Origin of the sequence: Streptomyces sp. NPDC050388, assembly GCF_040655635.1 — a bacterium.
GTDB lineage: Bacteria > Actinomycetota > Actinomycetes > Streptomycetales > Streptomycetaceae > Streptomyces.
On record NZ_JBFAKH010000052.1, the window covers coordinates 35,949 to 57,183 of the forward strand.

Annotated in this window: 15 protein-coding genes and 1 pseudogene; 12 read left to right on the forward strand and 4 right to left on the reverse strand. The window is 71.5% G+C overall.

Annotation, left to right across the window (positions count from 1 at the left end):
- The first annotated feature begins 59 nt into the window (after positions 1 to 59).
- The 10 genes and pseudogenes from AB0I73_RS26670 to AB0I73_RS26715 all read left to right on the forward strand — a co-directional run bounded on the left by AB0I73_RS26670 (position 60) and on the right by AB0I73_RS26715 (position 12,225).
- Positions 60 to 951, forward strand: a pseudogene (locus AB0I73_RS26670) (SDR family oxidoreductase).
- 522 nt (positions 952 to 1,473) lie between these two features.
- Positions 1,474 to 3,054 carry a S8 family peptidase gene (locus AB0I73_RS26675; protein ID WP_363041372.1) on the forward strand — a complete coding sequence of 527 codons (1,581 nt, stop codon included), beginning with the start codon at positions 1,474 to 1,476 and terminating at the stop codon, positions 3,052 to 3,054.
- Between the two features lie 281 nt (positions 3,055 to 3,335).
- Positions 3,336 to 4,604, forward strand: coding sequence for a DUF4190 domain-containing protein (locus tag AB0I73_RS26680; protein ID WP_363041374.1), 1,269 nt, complete (start codon positions 3,336 to 3,338; stop codon positions 4,602 to 4,604).
- 147 nt (positions 4,605 to 4,751) lie between these two features.
- The gene (locus tag AB0I73_RS26685) at positions 4,752 to 5,504 is read left to right on the forward strand and encodes a GntR family transcriptional regulator (protein WP_363041376.1); all 753 of its coding nucleotides are present in this window, start codon (positions 4,752 to 4,754) and stop codon (positions 5,502 to 5,504) included.
- A 406-nt stretch (positions 5,505 to 5,910) separates the two neighbouring features.
- Positions 5,911 to 6,099 carry an SPOR domain-containing protein gene (locus AB0I73_RS26690; protein WP_109376818.1) on the forward strand — a complete coding sequence of 63 codons (189 nt, stop codon included), beginning with the start codon at positions 5,911 to 5,913 and terminating at the stop codon, positions 6,097 to 6,099.
- Between the two features lie 65 nt (positions 6,100 to 6,164).
- On the forward strand, positions 6,165 to 6,578 hold the full coding sequence (locus tag AB0I73_RS26695) for an NUDIX domain-containing protein (protein WP_363041378.1): 414 nt from the start codon (positions 6,165 to 6,167) through the stop codon (positions 6,576 to 6,578).
- Positions 6,579 to 6,886: 308 nt separating this feature from the next.
- Positions 6,887 to 7,294 carry an ATP-binding protein gene (locus tag AB0I73_RS26700; RefSeq protein WP_363041402.1) on the forward strand — a complete coding sequence of 136 codons (408 nt, stop codon included), beginning with the start codon at positions 6,887 to 6,889 and terminating at the stop codon, positions 7,292 to 7,294.
- Positions 7,295 to 7,585: 291 nt separating this feature from the next.
- Positions 7,586 to 10,357: a SpoIIE family protein phosphatase gene (locus AB0I73_RS26705; protein ID WP_363041380.1), complete on the forward strand. Its 2,772-nt coding sequence runs from the start codon at positions 7,586 to 7,588 to the stop codon at positions 10,355 to 10,357.
- 45 nt (positions 10,358 to 10,402) lie between these two features.
- Positions 10,403 to 10,960, forward strand: a complete 558-nt coding sequence (locus AB0I73_RS26710) for a GNAT family N-acetyltransferase (protein ID WP_363041382.1) — start codon at positions 10,403 to 10,405, stop codon at positions 10,958 to 10,960.
- Positions 10,961 to 11,046: 86 nt separating this feature from the next.
- The gene (locus AB0I73_RS26715; RefSeq protein WP_363041384.1) at positions 11,047 to 12,225 is read left to right on the forward strand and encodes a hypothetical protein; all 1,179 of its coding nucleotides are present in this window, start codon (positions 11,047 to 11,049) and stop codon (positions 12,223 to 12,225) included.
- A gap of 13 nt (positions 12,226 to 12,238) precedes the next feature.
- Here the strand turns inward: AB0I73_RS26715 and AB0I73_RS26720 are convergent, their stop codons facing one another.
- The 4 genes from AB0I73_RS26720 to AB0I73_RS26735 are packed head-to-tail and all read right to left on the reverse strand — an operon-like array spanning position 12,239 to position 16,164.
- Positions 12,239 to 13,015 carry a succinate dehydrogenase/fumarate reductase iron-sulfur subunit gene (locus AB0I73_RS26720; protein ID WP_363041386.1) on the reverse strand — a complete coding sequence of 259 codons (777 nt, stop codon included), beginning with the start codon at positions 13,013 to 13,015 and terminating at the stop codon, positions 12,239 to 12,241.
- Entirely contained in the window at positions 13,012 to 14,967 is a 1,956-nt protein-coding gene (locus AB0I73_RS26725) for a fumarate reductase/succinate dehydrogenase flavoprotein subunit (RefSeq protein ID WP_363041388.1), read from the reverse strand. Before AB0I73_RS26725 ends, AB0I73_RS26720 begins: the two co-directional genes overlap by 4 nt.
- An 18-nt stretch (positions 14,968 to 14,985) precedes the next feature.
- Positions 14,986 to 15,822 carry a hypothetical protein gene (locus AB0I73_RS26730; RefSeq protein WP_363041390.1) on the reverse strand — a complete coding sequence of 279 codons (837 nt, stop codon included), beginning with the start codon at positions 15,820 to 15,822 and terminating at the stop codon, positions 14,986 to 14,988.
- Between the two features lie 48 nt (positions 15,823 to 15,870).
- The gene (locus AB0I73_RS26735; RefSeq protein WP_363041392.1) at positions 15,871 to 16,164 is read right to left on the reverse strand and encodes a hypothetical protein; all 294 of its coding nucleotides are present in this window, start codon (positions 16,162 to 16,164) and stop codon (positions 15,871 to 15,873) included.
- A gap of 302 nt (positions 16,165 to 16,466) precedes the next feature.
- Between AB0I73_RS26735 and AB0I73_RS26740 the strand changes: the two genes are divergently transcribed.
- Together AB0I73_RS26740 and typA are read left to right on the forward strand one after the other, a co-directional pair.
- A complete protein-coding gene (locus AB0I73_RS26740; protein ID WP_363041394.1) occupies positions 16,467 to 18,878 on the forward strand; it encodes an ABC transporter family substrate-binding protein in 2,412 nt (803 codons plus the stop codon).
- A gap of 386 nt (positions 18,879 to 19,264) precedes the next feature.
- On the forward strand, positions 19,265 to 21,181 hold the full coding sequence (gene typA, locus AB0I73_RS26745) for a translational GTPase TypA (RefSeq protein ID WP_363041396.1): 1,917 nt from the start codon (positions 19,265 to 19,267) through the stop codon (positions 21,179 to 21,181).
- The last annotated feature ends 54 nt before the right edge of the window (positions 21,182 to 21,235 follow it).

Here is a 21,235-nt window from a genome sequence, read left to right on the forward strand (position 1 = left end):
AGTGCGGCGCGGACAGAGTGCGGCGCGAGAGAGGACGACGTGAACAGGAAGGCGACACGATGACGGACGGAAACGACGCACCGCAGGACCCCACCGGCCTGCACCCGCAGCCGGACTTCCCCTCGCAGGACCAGCCGCACCCGGGTTGGACCGGTCCGATGGACCCACCGCCCGACCACGGCGAGGACTCCTACCGCGGCAGCGGGCTGCTGAAGGACCGGAAGACCGTGGTCACCGGGGGTGACTCCGGTATCGGCCGAGCGGTCGCCCTCGCGTTCGCCCGGGAGGGCGCCGACGTCCTGTTCACCCATCTGCGGGAGGAAGAGGACGAGGCGCGCGAGACGACGCGGCTCGTGGAGGAGGCGGGCCGGCGCGCCGTGGCCGTCGCCTGCGACATCCGCGAGGAGTCCCAGTGCCGGTCGCTGGTCGAAAGGGCCGTGGCGGAATTCGGGCGCATCGACGTCCTCGTCAACAACGCCGCCTACCAGATGGCTCAGCCGAAGGGCATCGGCAGTATCTCCACCGAGCAGTTCGACCGGGTCGTGCGCACCAACCTCTACGGCATGTTCTGGCTGTGCAAGTTCTCCCTGCCGCACATCCCGGCGGGCGGCTCGATCATCAACTCCGCGTCCGTCCAGGCCTACAAGCCCACCCCCCATCTCCTCGACTACGCGATGACGAAGGGGGGGGATCGTCACGTTCACGCAGGGCCTGGCCCAGATGCTCGCCTCCGACGGGATCCGGGTGAACGCCGTGGCGCCCGGTCCCGTGTGGACCCCGCTGATCCCCGCGACGCTGGAGGACACCGCCGAGTTCGGCAAACAGAGCCCTCTCGGCCGTCCCGCCCAGCCGGCGGAGATGGCACCGGCCTATGTCTACCTGGCCTCGGCGCAGGCCGGTTTCATCACCGCGGAGATCCTCAACGCGACGGGCGGTACGCCCCTGCCCTGACCCCGTGAGGGGGCTGCTACGGCCGGCCACCGGCGGGAGCGGCACGACGGCCGTCCCGCGGGTGGGCAGGCCCGTACGACGAAACCGCTGCCCGCCCGCCGGCCCGCGCTGACGTCGCCGCCCGGGACGTCGATCCGTTCGGATCCGTTCGCGGAGCCCGGCGTGGCCCCGCGGTGATCTCGTGCTCACTGTGCCGCACTTCGACCGAGGTGCGGCTTTCGTGTGTTTGCTCGAGGACGTCCGGCGGGGTCTTCCGCGTGACGTGGTGCGCCGCCGGAGAAGCGCCCTTCGAAGGCCCGGCGGGAATATGACGCGCGCATGACAGGTCTGTTTCGTTCGTGCAGGGCCCTTGTGTGATTCCTGTGGAACCCTCAATCTTTCATCTGGCGCACGGAGTTGACCGGTCACAGAGAGTTGACATGGGCAGGTCAACGATGGACCCGCTGTGCCACCCGCGCAGCACGTGTGTCGACCGCACCATCCCCCACAGCAACGCACCACCGACTGAGGAGGAACCCTCACATGGCAGTGATGCGTCATCCCCGGCGAAGAATGGCCACCCTCGGCGTCGCGACCAGCGCGGCGCTCGTGGCGGGGCTCGTCGCCGCACTCCCCGCCGGCGCGGCCCCCGCTGCTGCCGAAGGCCGCATCCAGTACGAGGGCGCGGCGAACGCCGTCGCAGACAGCTTCATCGTGACCCTGAAGGCGGACGAGGCCAAGGCCGGCTCCGCCAAGGGCCGCGCCCTGGCGGAGAAGTACGGGGCCGAGATCGAGCGGACCTACACCAAGGCCCTCAACGGCTACGAGGTCGAGGCATCCGAGGCCGAGGCGAAACGTCTCGCCGCCGACCCGGCCGTCGCCTCGGTGGTCCAGAACCGCACCTTCCACATCACCGCCACCCAGCCCAGCCCGCCCTCCTGGGGCCTGGACCGCATCGACCAGCGGAGCCTGCCGCTGAACAACTCGTACACCTACCCGGACTCGGCCGGGCAGGGCGTGACCGCCTACGTCATCGACACCGGCGTCCGCATCACGCACAGCGACTTCGGTGGCCGTGCCTCCTACGGCTACGACGCCGTCGACAACGACAACACCGCCCAGGACGGCAACGGCCACGGCACCCACGTCGCGGGCACCGTCGCCGGCAACGCCTACGGCGTGGCCAAGAAGGCGAAGGTCGTCGGCGTCCGCGTGCTGAACAACTCCGGCTCCGGCACCACCGCCCAGGTCGTCGCCGGCATCGACTGGGTCGCCCGGAACGCGGTCAAGCCCGCCGTCGCCAACATGTCCCTCGGCGGCGGTGCCGACAGCGCCCTCGATACGGCCGTGCGCAACGCGGTCGCCTCCGGCGTCACCTTCGTCGTCGCGGCGGGCAACGAGTCCACCAACGCCTCCACCAAGTCCCCGGCCCGCGTCGCCGAGGCGATCACCGTCGGCGCCACCACCTCCAGCGACGCACGCGCCAGCTACTCCAACTACGGCTCGATCCTCGACGTGTTCGCGCCCGGCTCCTCCGTCACCTCCGCCTGGCACACCGGCGACACGGCCACCAACACCATCTCCGGTACGTCCATGGCGAGCCCGCACGTCGCCGGAGCGGCCGCCCTCCACCTGGCCGCCAACCCCTCGGCCACCCCCGCCCAGGTCTCCTCCGCGCTGACGGCCGCCGCCACCACCGGCGTCGTCGGCAACCCGGGCAGCGGCTCCCCCAACCTCCTGCTGAACGTGGGGGAGGGCGGCACCACCCCGCCGCCCACCGGTGACCGCTTCGAGAACACCACGGGCTACACCATCAACGACCTCTCCACCGTCGAGTCCCCGGTGACGGTCTCCGGCGTCTCCGGCAACGCGCCCTCGAACCTCGCCGTCGAGGTCGACATCACCCACACCTACATCGGTGACCTCCAGGTCCAGCTGGTAGCCCCCGACGGCACGGCGTACACGCTGAAGTCGTACGGTACCGGCGGCAGTTCGGACAACATCAACACCACGTACACGGTCGATGCCTCCTCGGAGACCGCGAACGGCACGTGGAAGCTGCGCGTCAGTGACCGCTCGTGGTGGGACACCGGGCGGCTCAACGGCTGGGCCCTGCAGTTCTGACATAGGGCCTGACCCCCCATCATCGCTGTTCCTGTGCCTCGTCCCCGTGGTCGGACTTCGGACCGGTGACCCGCCGTCCGCCGCGGGGGCGAGGCATGAGGCATGTGGCGAGAGGTCCTGAGAGGCACGCGGTCCAGCGGACCCGGCCCGGCCCGACCCGGGGGCACCCCGACGGGCCCCGCGTACAGCCCGCTTACGATGCGCGCGGAGCCGTATGTCGGCCCGCGTCCAGCGGATGCACCTCTCCGCATCAGCACGGCAGAACCAGGAGCACGGCACCCGTGTCCATACCCCCGCCCCCCGGGCCCCGTCAGCCCGAGGACTTCCCGGGCCCGCACGCCCAAGGGCAGTACCCCCAGGGCCCGTACGCCGCTCCGCAGCCGCAAGGGGCCCATCCGCCACCGCAGTTCCCCTACGGGCCTCAAGGCCCCCATGGCCCCCACGGCCCTTACCCCCCGTACGGCCCTTACGGGCTTCAGCCCCCGGCCGTCAGCGCCGTCAACGGGGTCGCCATCGCCGCCCTCGTGTGCGGCCTGCTGTGCTTCCTGCCGGCCGTCGGACTCGTGCTGGGGCTGATCGCGCTGTGGCAGATCCGTCGGCGCTCGGAGCGCGGCCGGGGCATGGCGATCGCCGGATCCGTGCTGTCCTCCGTCGGGCTGGCGCTGTGGGCGCTGTCGCTCTCCACCGGAGCCGCGGCCGACTTCTGGGAGGGCTTCAAGGAGGGGGCGCGCGGCAACACGGTCCTCGCCCTGGAGGAGGGCGACTGCTTCGACTCGCCCGACGGACTGGTGGGCTGGGCGATCGAGGCCGACCAGGTGCCCTGCTCGCAGGAGCACGACGGGGAGGTCTTCGCCCTCGTCACCCTGCCCGACGGCGCCTTCCCGGGCGACGACAGCCTCGTCGACACCGCCGACGACCGGTGCTACGCCCTCCAGGACGGCTACGCCATGGACGCCTGGGCCCTGCCGTCCGACGTGGACGTGTACCACATCACGCCGTCCCGGGAGAGCTGGGACCACGGCGACCGAGTGATCACCTGTGTGTTCGGCAACCGGGACGCGGACGCCACCCTCACCGGGTCGCTGCGCCGGGACGAGACCACGCTCGACGCGGACCAGGTGGCCTATCTGAAGGCCACGCACGTCCTCAACGCGGCGCTGTACCGGGTCCCCGTGGCGGAGGCCGAGGAGGACCTGCCCGGCAACCAGAAGTGGGCGGGGCAGATGTCCGAGGCGCTCGCCGAGCAGAGCGGAATGCTGCGGGAGCACGAGTGGCCCGCCGACGCCGAGCGGCCGGTGACGAAACTCATCGGTGAGCTCGAGAAGGCCGAGGCCGCATGGGCGAAGGCCGCCGAGGCCGACGACCTGGACGCCTTCTACGAGCACTCCGCTCAGGGGTGGGAGCTCATCGATTCCCGCAAGACGGTCACCGCGCGCAAGGCTCTGGGCCTGACCACCACCCCGCCGACGTTCGACGAGGGCGAGAGCGGGAGCGAGGACGGGACCGGAGGCGGGGACGACGGGGCCGATGACGGCAGTCTCGAGGTGTGAGGGCTTCCACAGCGGGGAGAAAGTGCCTGGGTAAAGACCCCGGCAAGGATTCGTCATCACTTCGAGTGATTCTCTGGCCTTTACTTGCCCGGTACAACCCACGGTTGCCACCCTGTCGCTATCTGTACAACCTGACGGGAGCGGCCAGTGACATTCGGTGAGCAGCCGGCATATCTGCGCGTCGCGGGTGATCTCCGTAAGAAGATCGTCGACGGTCGGCTGCCGCCGCACACCCGCCTCCCGTCCCAGGCGAGGATCCGCGAGGAGTACGGCGTCTCCGACACGGTCGCGCTGGAGGCGCGCAAGGTGCTCATGGCGGAGGGCCTCGTCGAGGGCCGCTCCGGTTCGGGGACCTACGTGCGGGAGCGGCCCGTCCCCCGGCGCATCGCCCGTTCGGGGTTCCGTCCGGAGCGTGGCGCCACCCCGTTCCGACAGGAGCAGGCGGACGGGAGCGTGCAGGGCACCTGGGAGTCGAGCAGTGCGCAGGCCGATGCCTGCGGGGCCGTCGCCGAGCGGCTCGGGATCGAGCCGGGCGACCGGGTGATGCGCACCCGGTACCTCTTCCGGGAGGCCGGCGAGCCGATGATGCTCTCCACCTCCTGGGAGCCGCTCGCCCTGACCGGCCGGACGCCCGTGATGCTGCCCGAGGAGGGGCCGCTCGGCGGCATGGGCGTGGTCGAGCGCATGCGCGCCATCGACGTGATCGTGGACAACGTCACCGAGGAGATCGGCGCCCGCCCCGGCCTCGCCGAGGAGCTGGCGTCGCTGGGCGGCGTCCCCGGTCACGTCGTCCTGGTCGTCCGGCGCACGTACTACGCCTCGGGCCGCCCGGTCGAGACGGCCGACGTGGTGATCCCCGCCGACCGCTACCGGGTCGCGTACCACCTCCCGGTGAGGTAGCCGCCCCGTTCCGGGGCATCGCGGGCGGCGGTCCCGGGAGATCGCCCCGGAGCCGTCGCCGGGCCCGGAGTGCTCCCTCTGCGCCCCGCCTGCGCCCCGTCCCTGCGTCCGGGCGGGGGCGGGGGCGGCGGCACGCCTGGTCGGGCGACGGAGAAATCTGGCCGTTCTCGCAGGTGGCCCCCGAGCGGGGGGAACCGGGGCAGCATGCCGCTGACCGGATACGTCGGGCTTGCGTACGGCGCGTTCGCCGCCGTGCGCCCCCTGGGTACTGGCTGGTTGCGTACCTCTTTGTGCAAACCCATGTTCGCTGCGTAAAGGTAAGGCGTAGGCTCGGGCATATGCGGATTGGGGTTTCCTTACCGGGCTGGGCGCGGCGCAGGTCGCGGGCGGGAAGTGGAGGGGCGCGATGAGCGACGGCACGGCCACGCTTCCCTGGCTCGTGGTGCGGCAGGACGACAACGGCAACCGGTACCGCGTGGGCCGGTACGCGACCCGGGCTGAGGCGCAGAAGATCGCGGACAGTCTCGACGGCCGCGGGCACAAGCAGCTGTACTGGGTCGAGCGCATCGGGCAGAACGCGACGACCGCCGACTGACGTCGCGCGTCCCGGTAGGGTCCCGTTCGACTGTGGTGCGAACGAGCGGAAACGGGACGGGTTCGGTGCTGATCGACACGGTGGCCTGGGTGCGGATCGAGAAGGGCCGCATCCTGTGCGCGCGCCCGCGCGGGAAGGACGTCTTCTACATCCCCGGAGGCAAGCGCGAGGGGGCGGAGAGCGACGTCGAGACGCTGCTGCGGGAGATCAGGGAAGAGCTCGCGGTCGCACTCGACCCGGACACGGCCGTCCACGTGGGCACGTACGAGGCGGCGATCCCCGGGACCCTCGGGACCCCCGGCCTTCCGGAGGGCGCGGTCGTCCGGATGGCCTGTTACACCGCCGAGGGCGAGGGGGAGCCGGAGCCGAGCAGCGAGATCGAGGAGATGGCCTGGTTCTCGTACGCCGACCGGGAACTGGTGCCGCCGGTGGACCAGTTGCTCTTCGACGATCTGGCCGCCACCGGCGAACTCGCCTAGACCGCCCGCCCCGACCCCGTACCCGCCCGAGGGCCCCGCCGCTTGACGCGCGGCGGGGCCCTTCGGGGTCCCGGGATCGGCCGGGATCGGGAGGGCTCGTCGGACTCGCCTTCCCCGATACGGGTACCTGTCCGTTCGCCTCGCACCTCATGGGCGACGCCGAACGCGGAGCCCGCGGTGCGTTCGAGGTGACGGACCTGTGGTCGATGTCCTCATGCGCGATACCCGGGCGGGAATGCCGGGTATGGGTCCATTGACCCCATGAAATCCGGTATGGGGATTCTGTTGTCAGCCCCGGAGTGACGGAAGTGGTCCGCGTGATCGACACCGAAGACGACCGGGTCACGTGGACCTTTCCCGCGGAGCCGGGTGCCGTGGGCACCGCGCGCTCCACGGTCCGCGCGCAGTTGCACGGCTGGGGTCTCGACGGCGTCGGTGACCTGGCGGCCCTGCTGGTCAGTGAGCTGGTCACCAACGCCCTGCGGCACGCCACCGGTCCCATCGGCGTCTGCCTGTCGCGTCCCTCCGGCCCGGACGGCGTCCTGCGGGTCGAGGTCTCCGACCCGCTGCCGGACTTCCCGCACGAGCGCGTGGCCCGGGCCGAGGACGAGGGCGGGCGCGGGCTGCAGCTCGTCGCCCGCACCGCCCGCCGCTGGGGTACCCGGCCGGGCGAGGTCGGCAAGACCGTGTGGTTCGAACTCACGGTGCCCGAGTGAGGCGTTCGCGCCCGGCTGAAGCGAGGCGCTGTCCCGCGCCGCGGCCGTGTACGCGCGGGCCGCTCCTGTCGAGCGGCCGGTTCCGGCCCCTGATGGTTGTCGAAGAAGGGGATTCGATGACGTGTCCGCTGGTTAGGAGACTGGGAGTGTTCTCACAGTTCGGACCGAAAAGCATCGGGACCGTGCTGTGATCGTGAACACCGTGTTGTGTGGCGCCGTAGTGCTGGATACTGCGGGCAGCCGCCCCCGGCGACCGGTGCCGGACGCGGTGAGCTGGAGGGGACGGTTCGCGTGAGCGAGATACCAGCGAGGGCCACGGAGTCCAAGGACCCGTCGGACGGCGCAAGGGCCGAGGCCGCTGACGGCCTCACTTCCGGCGATGCCTCGTCCGGTGACGTCCCGTCCGCGGGCACCGCGCCCGCCGGCGTTTCTCCCGTCGAGGCATCGGCCACCGCAGCCTCTTCCGGCGCCCCCTTCCCCACCGGCGCCCCGGCCGTCGACGGAATGTGGCAGAGCAGCCCTCCCGGCTCCATGTACGACTACATAAAGGTCGCCTCTTTCTCCATCGGCCCCGACGGACTGGTCGACCAGTGGAGCCTGCGCGCCGAGCAGCTCCTCGGCATCCCGGCGGAGCGGGCCGTCGGGACGGACCCCATCGCGGCGTTCGTCGATCCGGACCGGCGTGAGCGGGGCCAGCGCAAGATGGCCGAGATCCTCGACGGTCGGGAGTGGACCGGAGTCGTGCCCTTCCGGATCCCCGACACGGTGGACGACGGGCCCGGCCGGGAGGGAATCGCCGAGGTCTACGTCATGCCGACGCGCACCGAGGACGGCGAGAAGGCAGCCGTCTGCATCGTCGTCGACGTGCGCACCCTGCGCAGCATCGAGACCGATCTCGCCGCCTCGCAGGCCATATTCGGCCAATCCCCCTTCGGCTTCCTGCTGATCGACCCCGACCTGCGGGTGCGCCGCGCCAACCAGCGGTTCGCGTCCACCTTCGGCGGCACGCCCGACGACCACCGGGGCAAGGGTGTCCACGACTACCTGCCGCGCGCCGAGGCCGAGCGGGTGGCCGCGACCATGCGCAGGGTGCTGGAGACCGGCGAGTCCATCACGGACATGCACGTCACCGGATTCATCCCGGACACCGACGGGCGCCGCCACTGGTCGGTCAACCTCTACCGCGTGCACAGCGGCAGCGGCCGTCCCATCGGCATCGCCTGGCTGGGAATCGACATCACCGCCCGCCGTGCCGCCGCCCGCGAGGCCGCCGCCGCACGGCGCAACCTCGCCCTGCTCAACGAGGCCGGCGCCCGGATCGGCAATTCCCTCGACCTGGAGACCACGGCCCGCGAACTCCTGGACGTCGTCGTCCCCGGATTCTGCGACCTGGCCACCGTCGACCTCTACCAGGGGCTGCTGGCCGGCGACGAGACCCCGCCGGGGCTGGCCGACGGCAGTGCGGACGTGCGCCGCGTCGCCTTCGCCAGCGCCGTCTCCGAAGCGCCGTTCAGCGTCACCGGCGAGCCCGTCAAACTGGGCGCCGTCCACAACTACGCGTTCAACTCGCCGTGCGCGGACGCCCTGCGCACCGGCCGCCCGCGCCTGGTGCCGGGCGAGGAGGGCGGGCTGGTGCGGACCACGCTCGCCGTGCCGATGGTCGCCCACGACACGGTGGTCGGGCTCGCCCAGTTCGCCCGTACCAAGGGCAGCGAGCCGTTCGGGGACCGCGACCGGGACCTCGCCGTGGAACTGGCCGCGCGCGCCGCCGTCTGCATCGACAACGCCCGCCTCTACCGGCGCGAGCACGAACGCGCCCTGCTGCTGCAGCGGTCCCTGCTGCCGCCCGGCGACCCGGAGGCCTCCGGTCTCGACATCGCCTGCCGCTACCTGCCCGGCAGCGCGGTGACCGGCCGCTCCGGCGAGGTCGGCGGCGACTGGTTCGACGTCATCGAACTGCCCGGCCACCGCACCGCGCTGGTCGTCGGGGACGTGATGGGGCGGGGGCTGCGTGCCGCGGTGGCCATGGGTGAACTGCGCAGCGCCGTCCGCACCCTGGCCCAGCTCGACCTCGAACCCGCCGAGGTGCTCTCCCATTTGGACGAGATCGTCCAGGGACTCGGCGCCCCCGGAGGCGTCCAGCAGGCGACCCGGGCCGCCCGCCGCCCCCGGGAGGCCGACCTCTCCGAGGTCTACCTGGCGACCTGCGTCTACGCGGTCTACGACCCGGTGACCAGGCGGTGCACCTTCGCCAACGCGGGCCATCCGCCGCCGGTCCTGGTCGAACCGGGGGAGGCCGCCCTGATGCTGGACGTGCCGCCGGGCATGCCGCTCGGCGTCGGCGGGGAGCCCTTCGAGGAGGTCGAGGTCGAACTGCCCGAGGGTGCCCTGCTCGCGCTCTACACGGACGGGCTGGTCGAAAGCCGCGACCACCCCCTCGACGAGGGCCTCCAGGCCTTCGTGGGCGCCCTCACCGACCCGGTCCACCCGTCACCCGGCCACCACCCCGCGACGACGGCGCCGCGCGCCGACACCCACAGGGACCTGGAGGACGTCTGCGACCACGTCCTCAACGCCCTCAACACCCACCACGGCGAGGACGACATCGCGCTGCTGATGGCCAGGGTCCAGGGGCTGCCCGCCGATTCCGTCGGCGACTGGACGCTGCCGCGCGAACCCCGCAGCGTGGGCCGCGCCCGCGAGTACGCCCGCGCGCAACTGCTCGCCTGGGACCTGGAACCCCTCGTCGACACCACGGAACTCCTGGTCAGCGAGCTGGTCACCAACGCCCTGCGATACGGCGAGGGAGAAATCAGGCTCCGCCTCCTGCTCGACCGCACCCTGGTCTGCGAGGTCTGGGACTCCGGACTGGTCCAGCCGCGCCGCCGCCGCGCCCGCGACACCGACGAGGGCGGCCGAGGTCTCCAGCTCGTCGGCCTGCTCAGCGCGGCCTGGGGCTCCCGCCGCACCCCCCGCGGCAAGACCGTCTGGTTCGAACTCCCCCTCCCCGGCGGCGAAACCCCCCTCGCCGACCCGGCCGAAGCCCTCATGAGCCTTTTCTGACCCCCCGACACGTCGGCCGACCGCCGCTCGTCTACGCTCGCCCCCATGCCCCCGACCCCGTTGCACCTGGCAGCCGGCACCCTCACCCTGCGGCCCTGGAGCCCGGAGGACTCGGCGGGTCTGGCCGAGCTGTTCCAGGACGAGGCGATGCGCCGCTGGGTGAGCGCCGCCGTGCACGACGAGGCGAGCGCGGCGCGCTGGGTGACGGCACAGCAGCGGGGCTGGGAGACGGGAGACAGGTTCGCGTTCGCCGTGCAGGAGACGGGAGTTCCCGGCTCCGCGCCGCGACTCGTCGGCCACGCCGTCCTCAAGTACGCGGCCAGGGATTCGGGTTCCGCCGAGGTGGGCTACTGGACCGCGGCACCCGCCCGCGGCCGGGGAGTGGCCCACCGGGCTCTGACGGCGCTGACCGACTGGGCGTTCGAGGCCTTCACCCGGGAAGGCCTGACCCGCCTGGAGCTGGTGCACCGGGTCGGCAACGCGGCGTCCTGCCGCGTCGCCGAGAAGGCCGGTTTCGCACTGACCGGCGTCCTCCCGGCCGCGCCGCCCGCCTTCCCCCTGGACGGACACGTGCACGAACGACACGCGCCGACCGCCGCCTGAAACGCAACCGCGGGCCCCCCGCCGTCGTCCTCCTCCGCAAGATCAGCCGTGCGGCCCGGACGGACCGGCGGCGGAGGGGACGCGCGATGTCAGGCACGGAACCCGCGGAACCCGCGGAACCCGCGGAACCCGCGGAACCCGCGGAACCCGCGGAACCCGCGGAACTCACCAAGCCCACCGAAGCCGCGGAGCCGGACGACCCCGGATCCGCGGGCGGGGAGCACACCCGAGACCGGCCGGACGAGCGGCCCCGGAGCTGGAAGCGCCCGCTCACGTGGGCCGTGCTCGCGCTCGTGCTCGTCGTCCTCGTGCCGCTGCTGACCGCCGGGACGGTGTTGCGGGTCAACTTCACCGGCGACCCGGCCGACGGGACGTACACCCGGGACCGCGACGCCCTCTGGCTCGGGCACGCCTGGGTCGACGGGCGGAAGAAGGACGCCGACGTCACCGCCCTCGCCCGCCGCCTCGAGGGCACCGGGATACGCGACCTCTACGTCCACTCGGGACCCCTGGAGCACGACGGAAGCCTGCCGAAGTCCCGGTACCCGCAGGCCCGCCGGCTGATCGAGTCCGTGCACCGGGAGATGCCCGGCGTCCGGGTCCAGGCCTGGCTCGGGGACATCCTCGCGCCCGAGCACCCCGAGGCGCTGCACCTGGAGCGCGCCGAGTCCCGCGCCGCGATCCTCCGGTCCACCCGGGAGATCCTGGACACCGGCTACGACGGCGTCCACTTCGACCTCGAGCCCCTGCACTCCGGGGACGCCGACTACCTGGAGCTCCTCGACGCCCTGCACGAGGAGACCGGCTCCCGCGACGTGCCGCTGTCCGTCGCCGCCCACCAGATCGACCCGCTCCCCGGCTTCCACTCCTTCTGGGGCGCGGTCACCGGCCACCCCAAGTGGTGGTCGCAGGAGTTCTTCGGGCAGGTCGCGCGCCGCGTCGACCAGATCGCCGTCATGTCGTACGACACCATGCAGCCGCTGGAGGGCACCTACGGCGGCTACGTCGCCCAGCAGACCGCGCTCGCCCTGGAGGTCACCCCGCCCGGCACCGACCTCCTCATGGGCCTGCCCTTCTTCAAGGAGAACCGGTTCGGCCACTGGGCCCACGCCGAGACCGTCCCCGCCGCCGTCCGCGGTGTCCGGCTCGGGCTGTCCCGCACCGACGCCGACCGCCCCCGCTTCGGCGTCGCCCTCTACGTGGACTTCGCGGCGACGGAGGCGGACTGGGCGGCGTACCGGAAGGGCTGGGTGAACCGTCCCTGACGCACCGGGCGGATCAGGACGACGCGGACCGGCGCCGGATCTTGTCGCCGAGCCAGACGAGCGGGTCGTACTTGCGGTCGACCGCCCGTTCCTTCATCGGGATCAGCGCGTTGTCCGTGATCCGGATGCCCTCGGGGCACACCTCCGTACAGCACTTGGTGATGTTGCAGTAGCCGAGCCCGTGCTCGTCCTGGGCCGTGCGCCTGCGGTCCAGGCCGGCCTCCTCGGCGGCGTCCAGCGGATGCATGTCCAGCTCCGCCACCCGCATCAGGAACCGCGGCCCGGCGAACGCCCGCTTGTTCTCCTCGTGGTCGCGGACCACATGGCAGACGTCCTGGCACAGGAAGCACTCGATGCACTTGCGGAACTCCTGCGGGCGGTCCACGTCCTCCTGCGTCATCCGGTACTCGCCGGGCCCGAGGCCCTTCGGCGGTACGAAGGCCGGCACCTGGCGTGCCTTCGTGTAGTTGAAGCCGACGTCGGTCACCAGGTCGCGGATCACCGGGAAGGCCCGCAGCGGGGTCACCGTGATCGTCTCGTCCCGGTCGAACACCGACATCCGGGTCATGCACAGCAGCCGGGGGCGCCCGTTGACCTCCGCCGAGCACGAGCCGCACTTGCCGGCCTTGCAGTTCCAGCGCACGGCCAGGTCGGGGGCCTGGGTGGCCTGGAGCCGGTGGACGATGTCGAGGACCACCTCGCCGTCGTTCACCTCGACGCGGAAGTCCTCCAGGCCGCCGCCCTCGGCATCCCCCCGCCACACCTTGAAGCGGGCCTCATAGCTGCTCACTCGTACAGCTCCTCTTCGGCGAGGTACTTGACCAGCTCCTCCTTCTCGAAGAGGGCGAGCAGGTCGGGGCGGATGGGTTCGGTGGTCTCACGGGTCAGGGTGATCTGGCCGCGCTCCGGGGCGGTGGCCGCGGTGCCGCCGGTGGGATCGGTCATCGCACACAGCAGATTGACGTTGCGCCAGGCGCGTTCCATCTCGGAGTGGTCCTCGCGGGTGTGCCCGCCGCGTGACTCGGTGCGCTCCCGCGCGGCCCGTGCCACACACTCGCTGACCAGCAGCATGTTCCGCAGGTCCAGGGCGAGGTGCCAGCCCGGGTTGAACTGCCGGTGCCCCTCGACCCCGGCCCGGCGCGCCCGTGCCCGCAGCTCGGCGAGCTTGTGCAGGGCCTCCTCCATCTCGTGCTCCCGGCGGATGATGCCGACCAGGTCGTTCATCGTCTGCTGGAGTTCCTGGTGCAGGGTGTACGGATTCTCCGGAGCGGACGCCGGGCCCTTCGCCGGTTCCCCGGCCTCGACGGAGAAGGGCCGCAGGGCCTCCGCCGCCGCGGCGTCGACCTGGGCCTCGTCCACCCGGGGCCGCTCGGCGCCTGTCCCGGCGGTGTGCGCCCCCGCGTGTTCGGCCGCGTGCCAGCCCGCCCGGCGCCCGAACACCAGCAGGTCGGACAGGGAGTTCCCGCCCAGCCGGTTGGAGCCGTGCATCCCGCCGGCCACCTCACCGGCCGCGAACAGCCCCGGCACCCCGCGCGTCGCCGCCGTGTCGGAGTCGACGGCGATGCCGCCCATCACGTAGTGGCAGGTCGGGCCGACCTCCATCGCCTCCGCCGTGATGTCGACGTCCGCCAGCTCCTTGAACTGGTGGTACATCGACGGCAGCCGGCGCTTGATGACGTCGGCGGGCATCCGGGTGGACACGTCCAGGAAGACCCCGCCGTGCGGGGAGCCACGGCCCGCCTTCACCTCGGCGTTGATCGCGCGGGCCACCTCGTCGCGGGGGAGCAGCTCGGGGGGACGCCGGTTGCGGTCCGGGTCGTCGTACCAGCGGTCGCCCTCCTCCTCGGACTCGGCGTACTTCTCCTTGAAGACGTCCGGCACGTAGTCGAACATGAACCGCTTGCCCTCGGAGTTGCGCAGCACCCCGCCGTCGCCGCGCACCGACTCGGTGACCAGGATGCCCTTCACCGACGGCGGCCAGACCATGCCCGTCGGATGGAACTGCACGAACTCCATGTTGACCAGCGGGGCCCCGGCCAGCAGCGCCAGCGCGTGACCGTCCCCGGTGTACTCCCACGAGTTCGACGTCACCTTGAACGACTTGCCGATGCCGCCCGTCGCGAGGACCACGGCGGGCGCCTCCAGCACGAAGAAACGGCCGGACTCCCGCTCGTAGCCGAAGACGCCGGAGACACGGGGTCCGTCCTTCAGCACCCGGGTGACCGTGCACTCCTGGAAGACCTTCAGCCGGGACTCGTAGTCCCCGGTCTCCCGGAAGTCCTCCTGCTGGAGCGCGACGATCTTCTGCTGGAGGGTGCGGATCAGTTCCAGGCCGGTGCGGTCGCCGACGTGGGCGAGGCGGGGGTACTCGTGGCCGCCGAAGTTGCGCTGCGAGATCCGGCCGTCCTTCGTCCGGTCGAACAGCGCGCCCCAGGTCTCCAGCTCCCACACCCGCTGCGGCGCCTCCTGGGCGTGCAGCTCGGCCATCCGCCACTGGTTGAGGAACTTCCCGCCGCGCATGGTGTCGCGGAAGTGGACCTGCCAGGTGTCGTGCTCGTTGGCGTTGGCCATGGCGGCGGCGATGCCGCCCTCGGCCATCACGGTGTGCGCCTTGCCGAACAGCGACTTGCAGATCACCGCCGTACGCGCCCCCCGTTCGCGTGCCTCGATGGCGGCGCGCAGTCCGGCGCCGCCCGCACCGACCACGACGACGTCCCATTCCTGCCGGTCGACCACGGTCATCTCAAAAGGCCCCACTCATCAGAAGAAGCGCGGATCGTCGAAGACACCGGACGCGAGGAGATAGACGTAGAAGTCGGCGACCGCCACGCTCACCAGCGACGCCCAGGCGAGCTGCATGTGCCGGGCGTTCAGCCGGCTCACCCACTGCCACATCCGGTAGCGCACGGGATGCTTCGAGAAGTGCTTGAGCTTTCCGCCGACGATGTGCCGGCAGGAGTGACAGGAGATGGTGTACGCCCAGATCAGCGCGATGTTGACCAGGAAGACGAGGGAGCCGAGCCCCATGTGGCCCCACGCGTAGTGCTCGTCGCGGAAGGCGAGGACGGTGTCGTAGGTCAGCACCCCGGCGACCAGGAGCGCCGCGTAGAAGAAGTACCGGTGGACGTTCTGCAGGATCAGCGGGAAGCGGGTCTCCCCGGAGTACTTCTTGTGCGGCTCGGCCACCGCGCAGGCCGGCGGGGCGGCCCAGAAGCCCCGGTAGTAGGCCTTGCGGTAGTAGTAGCAGGTCACGCGGAAGCCGAGCGGGAAGATCAGGATGATGATCGCCGGTGAGATCCCCCACCAGCTGCCGAACAGTTCCCAGTTGGGTCCGGCGCGCATCGTCTCGCAGTTCTCCGCGAGACACGGGGAGTAGAACGGCGAGACGTACGGCGCCGCGTAGTAGTCGGCGTTCGCGAAGGCCCGCCAGGTCGAGTAGACGACGAAGGCGAGCAGACCGGCCGCGGTGGCCGCCGGGGCCAGCCACCAGCGGTCGGTCCGCAGGTGCGGAGCGGCGATCGCGGCGCGGGTACCGGTGCGCACACCGGCACGTCGGGGGTGGGGTTCGGTGGCGGGGGGTTCCGTACCAGTGGCCACTTGTCCGCTCCGGTAGGGGTCAGGGGGGCGCTGCGGGTCCGGTGGGGGTCAGGGGGCGTGGCGGTCGCGGACGCCGAGGCCCTCGTCGTCCGAGTCCACCCACAGGGAGGGGTCGTACGGCGTGTCGGAGATGGTGACGAGATCGGGCCGCTTCGGCGCGGTGGTTCCGGCCGTGGCCGTCTCCCGCAGCAGCGCGACGCTCTCCCGCAGATGGTTGGTGTCGGATCGGACGCGGCGCATCTCCAGACCGCCGCTGCCGAGCTGTTTCTCCAGGCGTCCCACCGACCGGATCAGGTCGTCGAGGCTGCGCTGGACGGATGCCAGTTCGTCGTGCACGGACATGACTTGCCCTCACTTCCCGCGGGTCCTTCAGGGTCCTTCAGGCCCAAGGCGGCAACGTTCATGCGCCTGCGAGTGTCGCGCGTCACACCTTGTGCTGTGAAGGGATGTGCACCGATTGGCCGAGGCGCAGAGGTGCATCGTGCGGTGCGCTACGTCGTACGGGTGAGCTTCCCGCCCGTGGCCGCCGTGTCGCTCTCGGTTGCCGAACCCTTTCCTCTTCAGTGGCCGCATACATCAGATGAGCACTAAAAATGCTGACAAAAGTGATCGTAACGCCCGCGGCTTCCCGGAGGTAACCAGAGATGTCCCACGACGGCGTCGTCCCGCGCGCGGTCATCCGTTCGGTCGTCTTCCTCGCCGCGGGCGCTCTCGTGGTGCCCGCTCTGGCCGGGTGCAGCTCCAAGGACCCGGCCGGCCGCCCCCTCGCCGCGGGGGACATCGCACGCGCCGACCGCACGGGGGTCGCCGACGGCGGCACCCTGCGCTGGGCCGTGGACACCGTCCCGGACACCCTGAACGCCTTCCAGGCGGACGCCGACGCCACCACCACCCGGGTCGCGCAGGCCGTCCTGCCGTCGATGTACCGGATGGACGACCGGGGACGCCCGGTGCGCAACGCCGACTACCTGGAGTCCGCCGAGGTCGTCGAGACCGAGCCCAAGCAGGTCGTCCTCTACCGGCTCAACCAGCAGGCCGTCTGGAGCGACGGCCGCGAGATCGGCGCCGCCGACTTCGCCGCCCAGTGGCGTGCCCTGTCCGGCGAGGACACCGCCTACTGGACCGCCCGCAACGCCGGCTACGACCGCATCGAGAAGATCGAGCGCGGCAAGAACGACCTGGAAGTCAAGGTCACCTTCAGCCGCCCCTACGCCGACTGGAAGTCCCTGTTCACACCGCTGTACCCGAAGGACGTCATGGGTTCCCCGGACTCCTTCAACGACGGGGCCCGCAAGAAGCTGAAGGTCACCGCCGGCCCGTTCAAGGTGAAGAAGGTGGACCGCAAGGGTGAGGAGGTCACCCTCACCCGCAATGCCCGCTGGTGGGGCGAACCGGCCCGGCTCTCGACGATCGTGCTGCGCGCGGTGCCCCGCGACAAACGGATCGCCGCACTCACCGCCGGCACCCTGGACCTGGCCGAGATCGACGCCACCGGCGCCCGCCGCATCTCCGTCGCCGCCGGCCCGCGGGGCGAAAGCGCACGCGGGAGCGAGGAAGGCGGCGAGCAGAAGAGCGAGCGGAACGGGAAAGGAGGGGCCGAACGGGTGAGCACGCCCCTGGCGGGCCCCCTCGGTGCGGGCAGGTCCGCCGCCCGCGCCCTGCGCTCCTGGGCCGTCGCGAACGGCTCGGACGAGGACGCCGCCGACGAGGAGATCTCCGCCCGCGAGCGGCAGCGCAAGGCCGCCGTGACGCACGCGCGCCAGCAGAAGGCCCTCAGCGGGTTCGAGGTGCGCAAGTCGCTGGAGCCCGCCTACACCCAGCTCGCCCTCAACGGCGACGAAGGCCCGCTCGCCGACGAGCGGGTCCGCCGTGCCGTGGCCCGAGCCCTGGACCGGGAGGCCCTGGCGAAGGCGGTCCTCGAGCCGCTCGGCCTGCCCGCCGAGCCCGTCGGCAGTCACGTCGCGCTGTCCGGGCAGGCCGCCTACGCCGACGGGAGCGGCGCCCTCGGCGCCCAGGACGCCGCGGAGGCGCGCGCCCTGCTCGCGGACGCCGGCTGGGTACCGGGGGGCCCGGTCGACCAGGAGAAGGACGAGAAGAAGGAGAAGGCCGAGAAGAAGGGGGACAAGAAGGACGAGGAGGGCAAGGAAGAGAAGGAAGGCAAGGAGGAAAAGGAGGAAAAGGAAGAAGAGGCCGGCGAGAAGGCGGCCGGTGCGGAGGGCGAGAAGGCCGGAACGTCCGACAAGGGATCCAAGAGCGGGTCGAAGGGCGACGACGACGGCACCTACGTCGTCGGCGAGGACGAGGCGAAGGACGACGACAAGAGCGGTGACGGCCGCACGACGGAGCGCCTCGCGCAGGAAGACAGCGAGCACACACGGCTGTACCAGGGCGGTGCCCCCGGCGCCTACGCCCCCGAGGGCACCGCTGCCCCCGCCCAGGCGGAGAACGCCCCGCTCGCCAAGGACGGCAAGGCGCTCACGCTCGACTTCGTGCTCCCCTCCGGGCCCGGCTCACAGACCCTGGGCGTCGTGGCCGACCGGATCACGCGGATGCTGGAGCGGATCGGTATCCGCACCGACATCTCTACGGTCGACGACGAGAGCTACTTCACGGACCACATCGCTGCCGGTGAGTACGACCTCGCCCTCTACTCCTGGCCCGCGACCGCCTTTCCCGCCACCGACGCCCGCCCGGTCTACGCCAAGCCGGTCCCGGCTGCCGACGGCTCGCTGAGCGTCGGACAGAACTACACCCGTGTCGGCACCGACCAGGTCGACCAGCTCTTCGACCAGGCCCTCACGACGCTCAACGACGCCAAACGCGCCGAGCTGCTCCGCAAGGCCGACTCCCGCATCTGGGCGGCGGCCGGTTCGATCCCCCTCTACCAGCGCCCCCAGCTCACCGCGGCCCGGAAGAACCTGGCCAACGCGGGCGCCTTCGGTTTCCGCACCCCCGTCTACGAGGACATGGGCTTCCTGAAGAAGAGCGCGCGGGGCCCGGCCGGGACACCGGCGGAGAAGACCGCCGGGCCCTCGGGCTCCTCCTCGGCGCGGTAGTTCCGGCCACCGCGCCGACGTGAGGCAGATCTCGGCACTTTTCTCGTGGTCCCGGCCCCGGCGGAGCGGCCACCGCGGGCGGCCCGCGGACGGGGCGGGCGCCGGGGACGGCTTCCCGTACTGCTGAACTGCGACGGGGCCGGCCCACGGGGTTTCCGGCGGCGCCCGCGTCGCGGGCCCCGGGCCGCCCGTGCGCGCGGGGGAGCGGTGGCGACGAGGGAAAGGTCACCGGGCCCTCGACGCGGCCCCGGCGGAGGAGGCGCGAGTGTCCCGTTCCACGGGCCCGTAACATGGGGAGAGGCCGTGGCGTGTTCAGCCCGGCAGGGCCCGCGCACCACAGCCGTCTGCGCAGGGCGCTTCTCACCATTTCGGGAGTACGCCAACCCATGGCTTCGTCCATCCAGCGTCACGACATCCGCAACGTCGCCATCGTCGCCCACGTCGACCACGGCAAGACCACCATCGTCGACGGCATGCTCAAGCAGGCAGGTGCCTTCGCCGCCCACCAGCTCGACCAGGTCGACGAGCGCATGATGGACTCCGGCGACCTGGAGCGTGAGAAGGGCATCACGATCCTCGCCAAGAACACGGCGGTGAAGTACCACCCCAAGGACGGCGGGGACCCGATCACGATCAACATCATCGACACCCCCGGCCACGCCGACTTCGGTGGCGAGGTCGAGCGCGCCCTGTCGATGGTCGACGGCGTCGTGCTGCTCGTCGACTCCTCCGAGGGCCCGCTGCCGCAGACCCGCTTCGTGCTGCGCAAGGCGCTCCAGGCGCGGCTGCCGATCATCCTGTGCATCAACAAGACGGACCGGCCGGACTCCCGTATCGACGAGGTCGTCAACGAGGCCTACGACCTGTTCCTCGACCTGGACGCCGACGAGGACCAGATCGAGTTCCCGATCGTCTACGCCTGCGGCCGGGACGGCATCGCCTCCCTGACCAAGCCGGCGGACGGCACGGTCCCGACCGACTCCGACTCCCTGGAGCCGTTCTTCTCCACCATCCTGCAGCACATCCCGGCCCCCACCTACGAGGAGGGCGCCCCGCTCCAGGCCCACGTCACCAACCTCGACGCCGACAACTTCCTCGGCCGGATCGCCCTGCTCCGCGTCCACCAGGGCGAGCTGAAGAAGGGCCAGACGGTCGCCTGGATGAAGCGCGACGGCTCCGTGCAGAACGTGCGGATCGCCGAGCTGATGATGACCGAGGCGCTCAACCGCAAGCCCGCCGAGAAGGCCGGCCCCGGTGACATCTGCGCGGTCGCCGGCATCCCGGACATCATGATCGGCGAGACCCTGGCCGACCCGGAGAACTCCGTGCCGCTGCCGCTGATCACGGTGGACGAGCCCGCGATCTCCATGACCATCGGCACCAACACCTCACCGCTGGTCGGCCGCGGCGGCACCGGCAAGGGCGCCGACGCGAAGGCGGCCGTGAAGGACCGCAAGGTCACCGCCCGTCAGGTCAAGGACCGCCTGGACCGCGAACTCATCGGCAACGTCTCGCTGCGCGTCCTGGACACCGACCGTCCCGACGCCTGGGAGGTGCAGGGCCGCGGCGAGCTGGCGCTGGCGATCCTGGTCGAGCAGATGCGCCGGGAGGGCTACGAGCTCACCGTCGGCAAGCCGCAGGTGGTCACCCAGGAGATCGACGGCAAGGTGCACGAGCCCGTCGAGCGCATGACGATCGACGTGCCCGAGGAGCACATGGGCGCCGTCACGCAGCTCATGGGCATCCGCAAGGGCCGCATGGACAACATGTCGAACCACGGCTCCGGCTGGGTGCGCCTGGAGTTCGTGGTGCCCTCGCGCGGTCTGATCGGCTTCCGCACCGAGTTCCTCACGCAGACCCGCGGCACCGGCATCGCCCACTCCATCCACGAGGGGCACGAGCCCTGGTTCGGGGCGCTGCAGACCCGTAACAACGGTTCCCTGGTCGCCGACCGCGCCGGCGCGGTCACCGCGTTCGCGATGACCAACCTGCAGGAGCGCGGCGTGCTGTTCGTCGAGCCCGGCACCGAGGTGTACGAGGGCATGATCGTCGGCGAGAACTCCCGCGCCGACGACATGGACGTCAACATCACCAAGGAGAAGAAGCTCACCAACATGCGGTCGTCCACGGCCGATGTGACCGAGTCGATCGTCCCGCCGCGCAAGCTCTCGCTCGAGCAGTCCCTGGAGTTCTGCCGGGACGACGAGTGCGTCGAGGTGACCCCGGAGTCCATCCGCATCCGCAAGGTGAACCTGGACGGCCGTGAGCGCGCCCGCGCCGCGAGCCGCGCCAAGCACGGCTGACCCCGGCCGCGCACGCGCAAGAACGGCGTCGGGCACCCCTGTTGCAGGGGTGCC

Excerpts from the sequence above, each read along its gene's own strand:
- AB0I73_RS26725 (WP_363041388.1), bottom strand. The coding sequence starts at position 14,967 with ATGACCGTGGTCGACCGGCAGGAATGGGACGTCGTCGTGGTCGGTGCG.
- AB0I73_RS26675 (WP_363041372.1), top strand. The coding sequence starts at position 1,474 with ATGGCAGTGATGCGTCATCCCCGGCGAAGAATGGCCACCCTCGGCGTC.
- AB0I73_RS26715 (WP_363041384.1), top strand. The coding sequence starts at position 11,047 with ATGTCAGGCACGGAACCCGCGGAACCCGCGGAACCCGCGGAACCCGCG.
- AB0I73_RS26690 (WP_109376818.1), top strand. The coding sequence starts at position 5,911 with ATGAGCGACGGCACGGCCACGCTTCCCTGGCTCGTGGTGCGGCAGGAC.
- AB0I73_RS26740 (WP_363041394.1), top strand. The coding sequence starts at position 16,467 with ATGTCCCACGACGGCGTCGTCCCGCGCGCGGTCATCCGTTCGGTCGTC.
- AB0I73_RS26710 (WP_363041382.1), top strand. The coding sequence starts at position 10,403 with ATGCCCCCGACCCCGTTGCACCTGGCAGCCGGCACCCTCACCCTGCGG.
- AB0I73_RS26735 (WP_363041392.1), bottom strand. The coding sequence starts at position 16,164 with ATGTCCGTGCACGACGAACTGGCATCCGTCCAGCGCAGCCTCGACGAC.
- typA (WP_363041396.1), top strand. The coding sequence starts at position 19,265 with ATGGCTTCGTCCATCCAGCGTCACGACATCCGCAACGTCGCCATCGTC.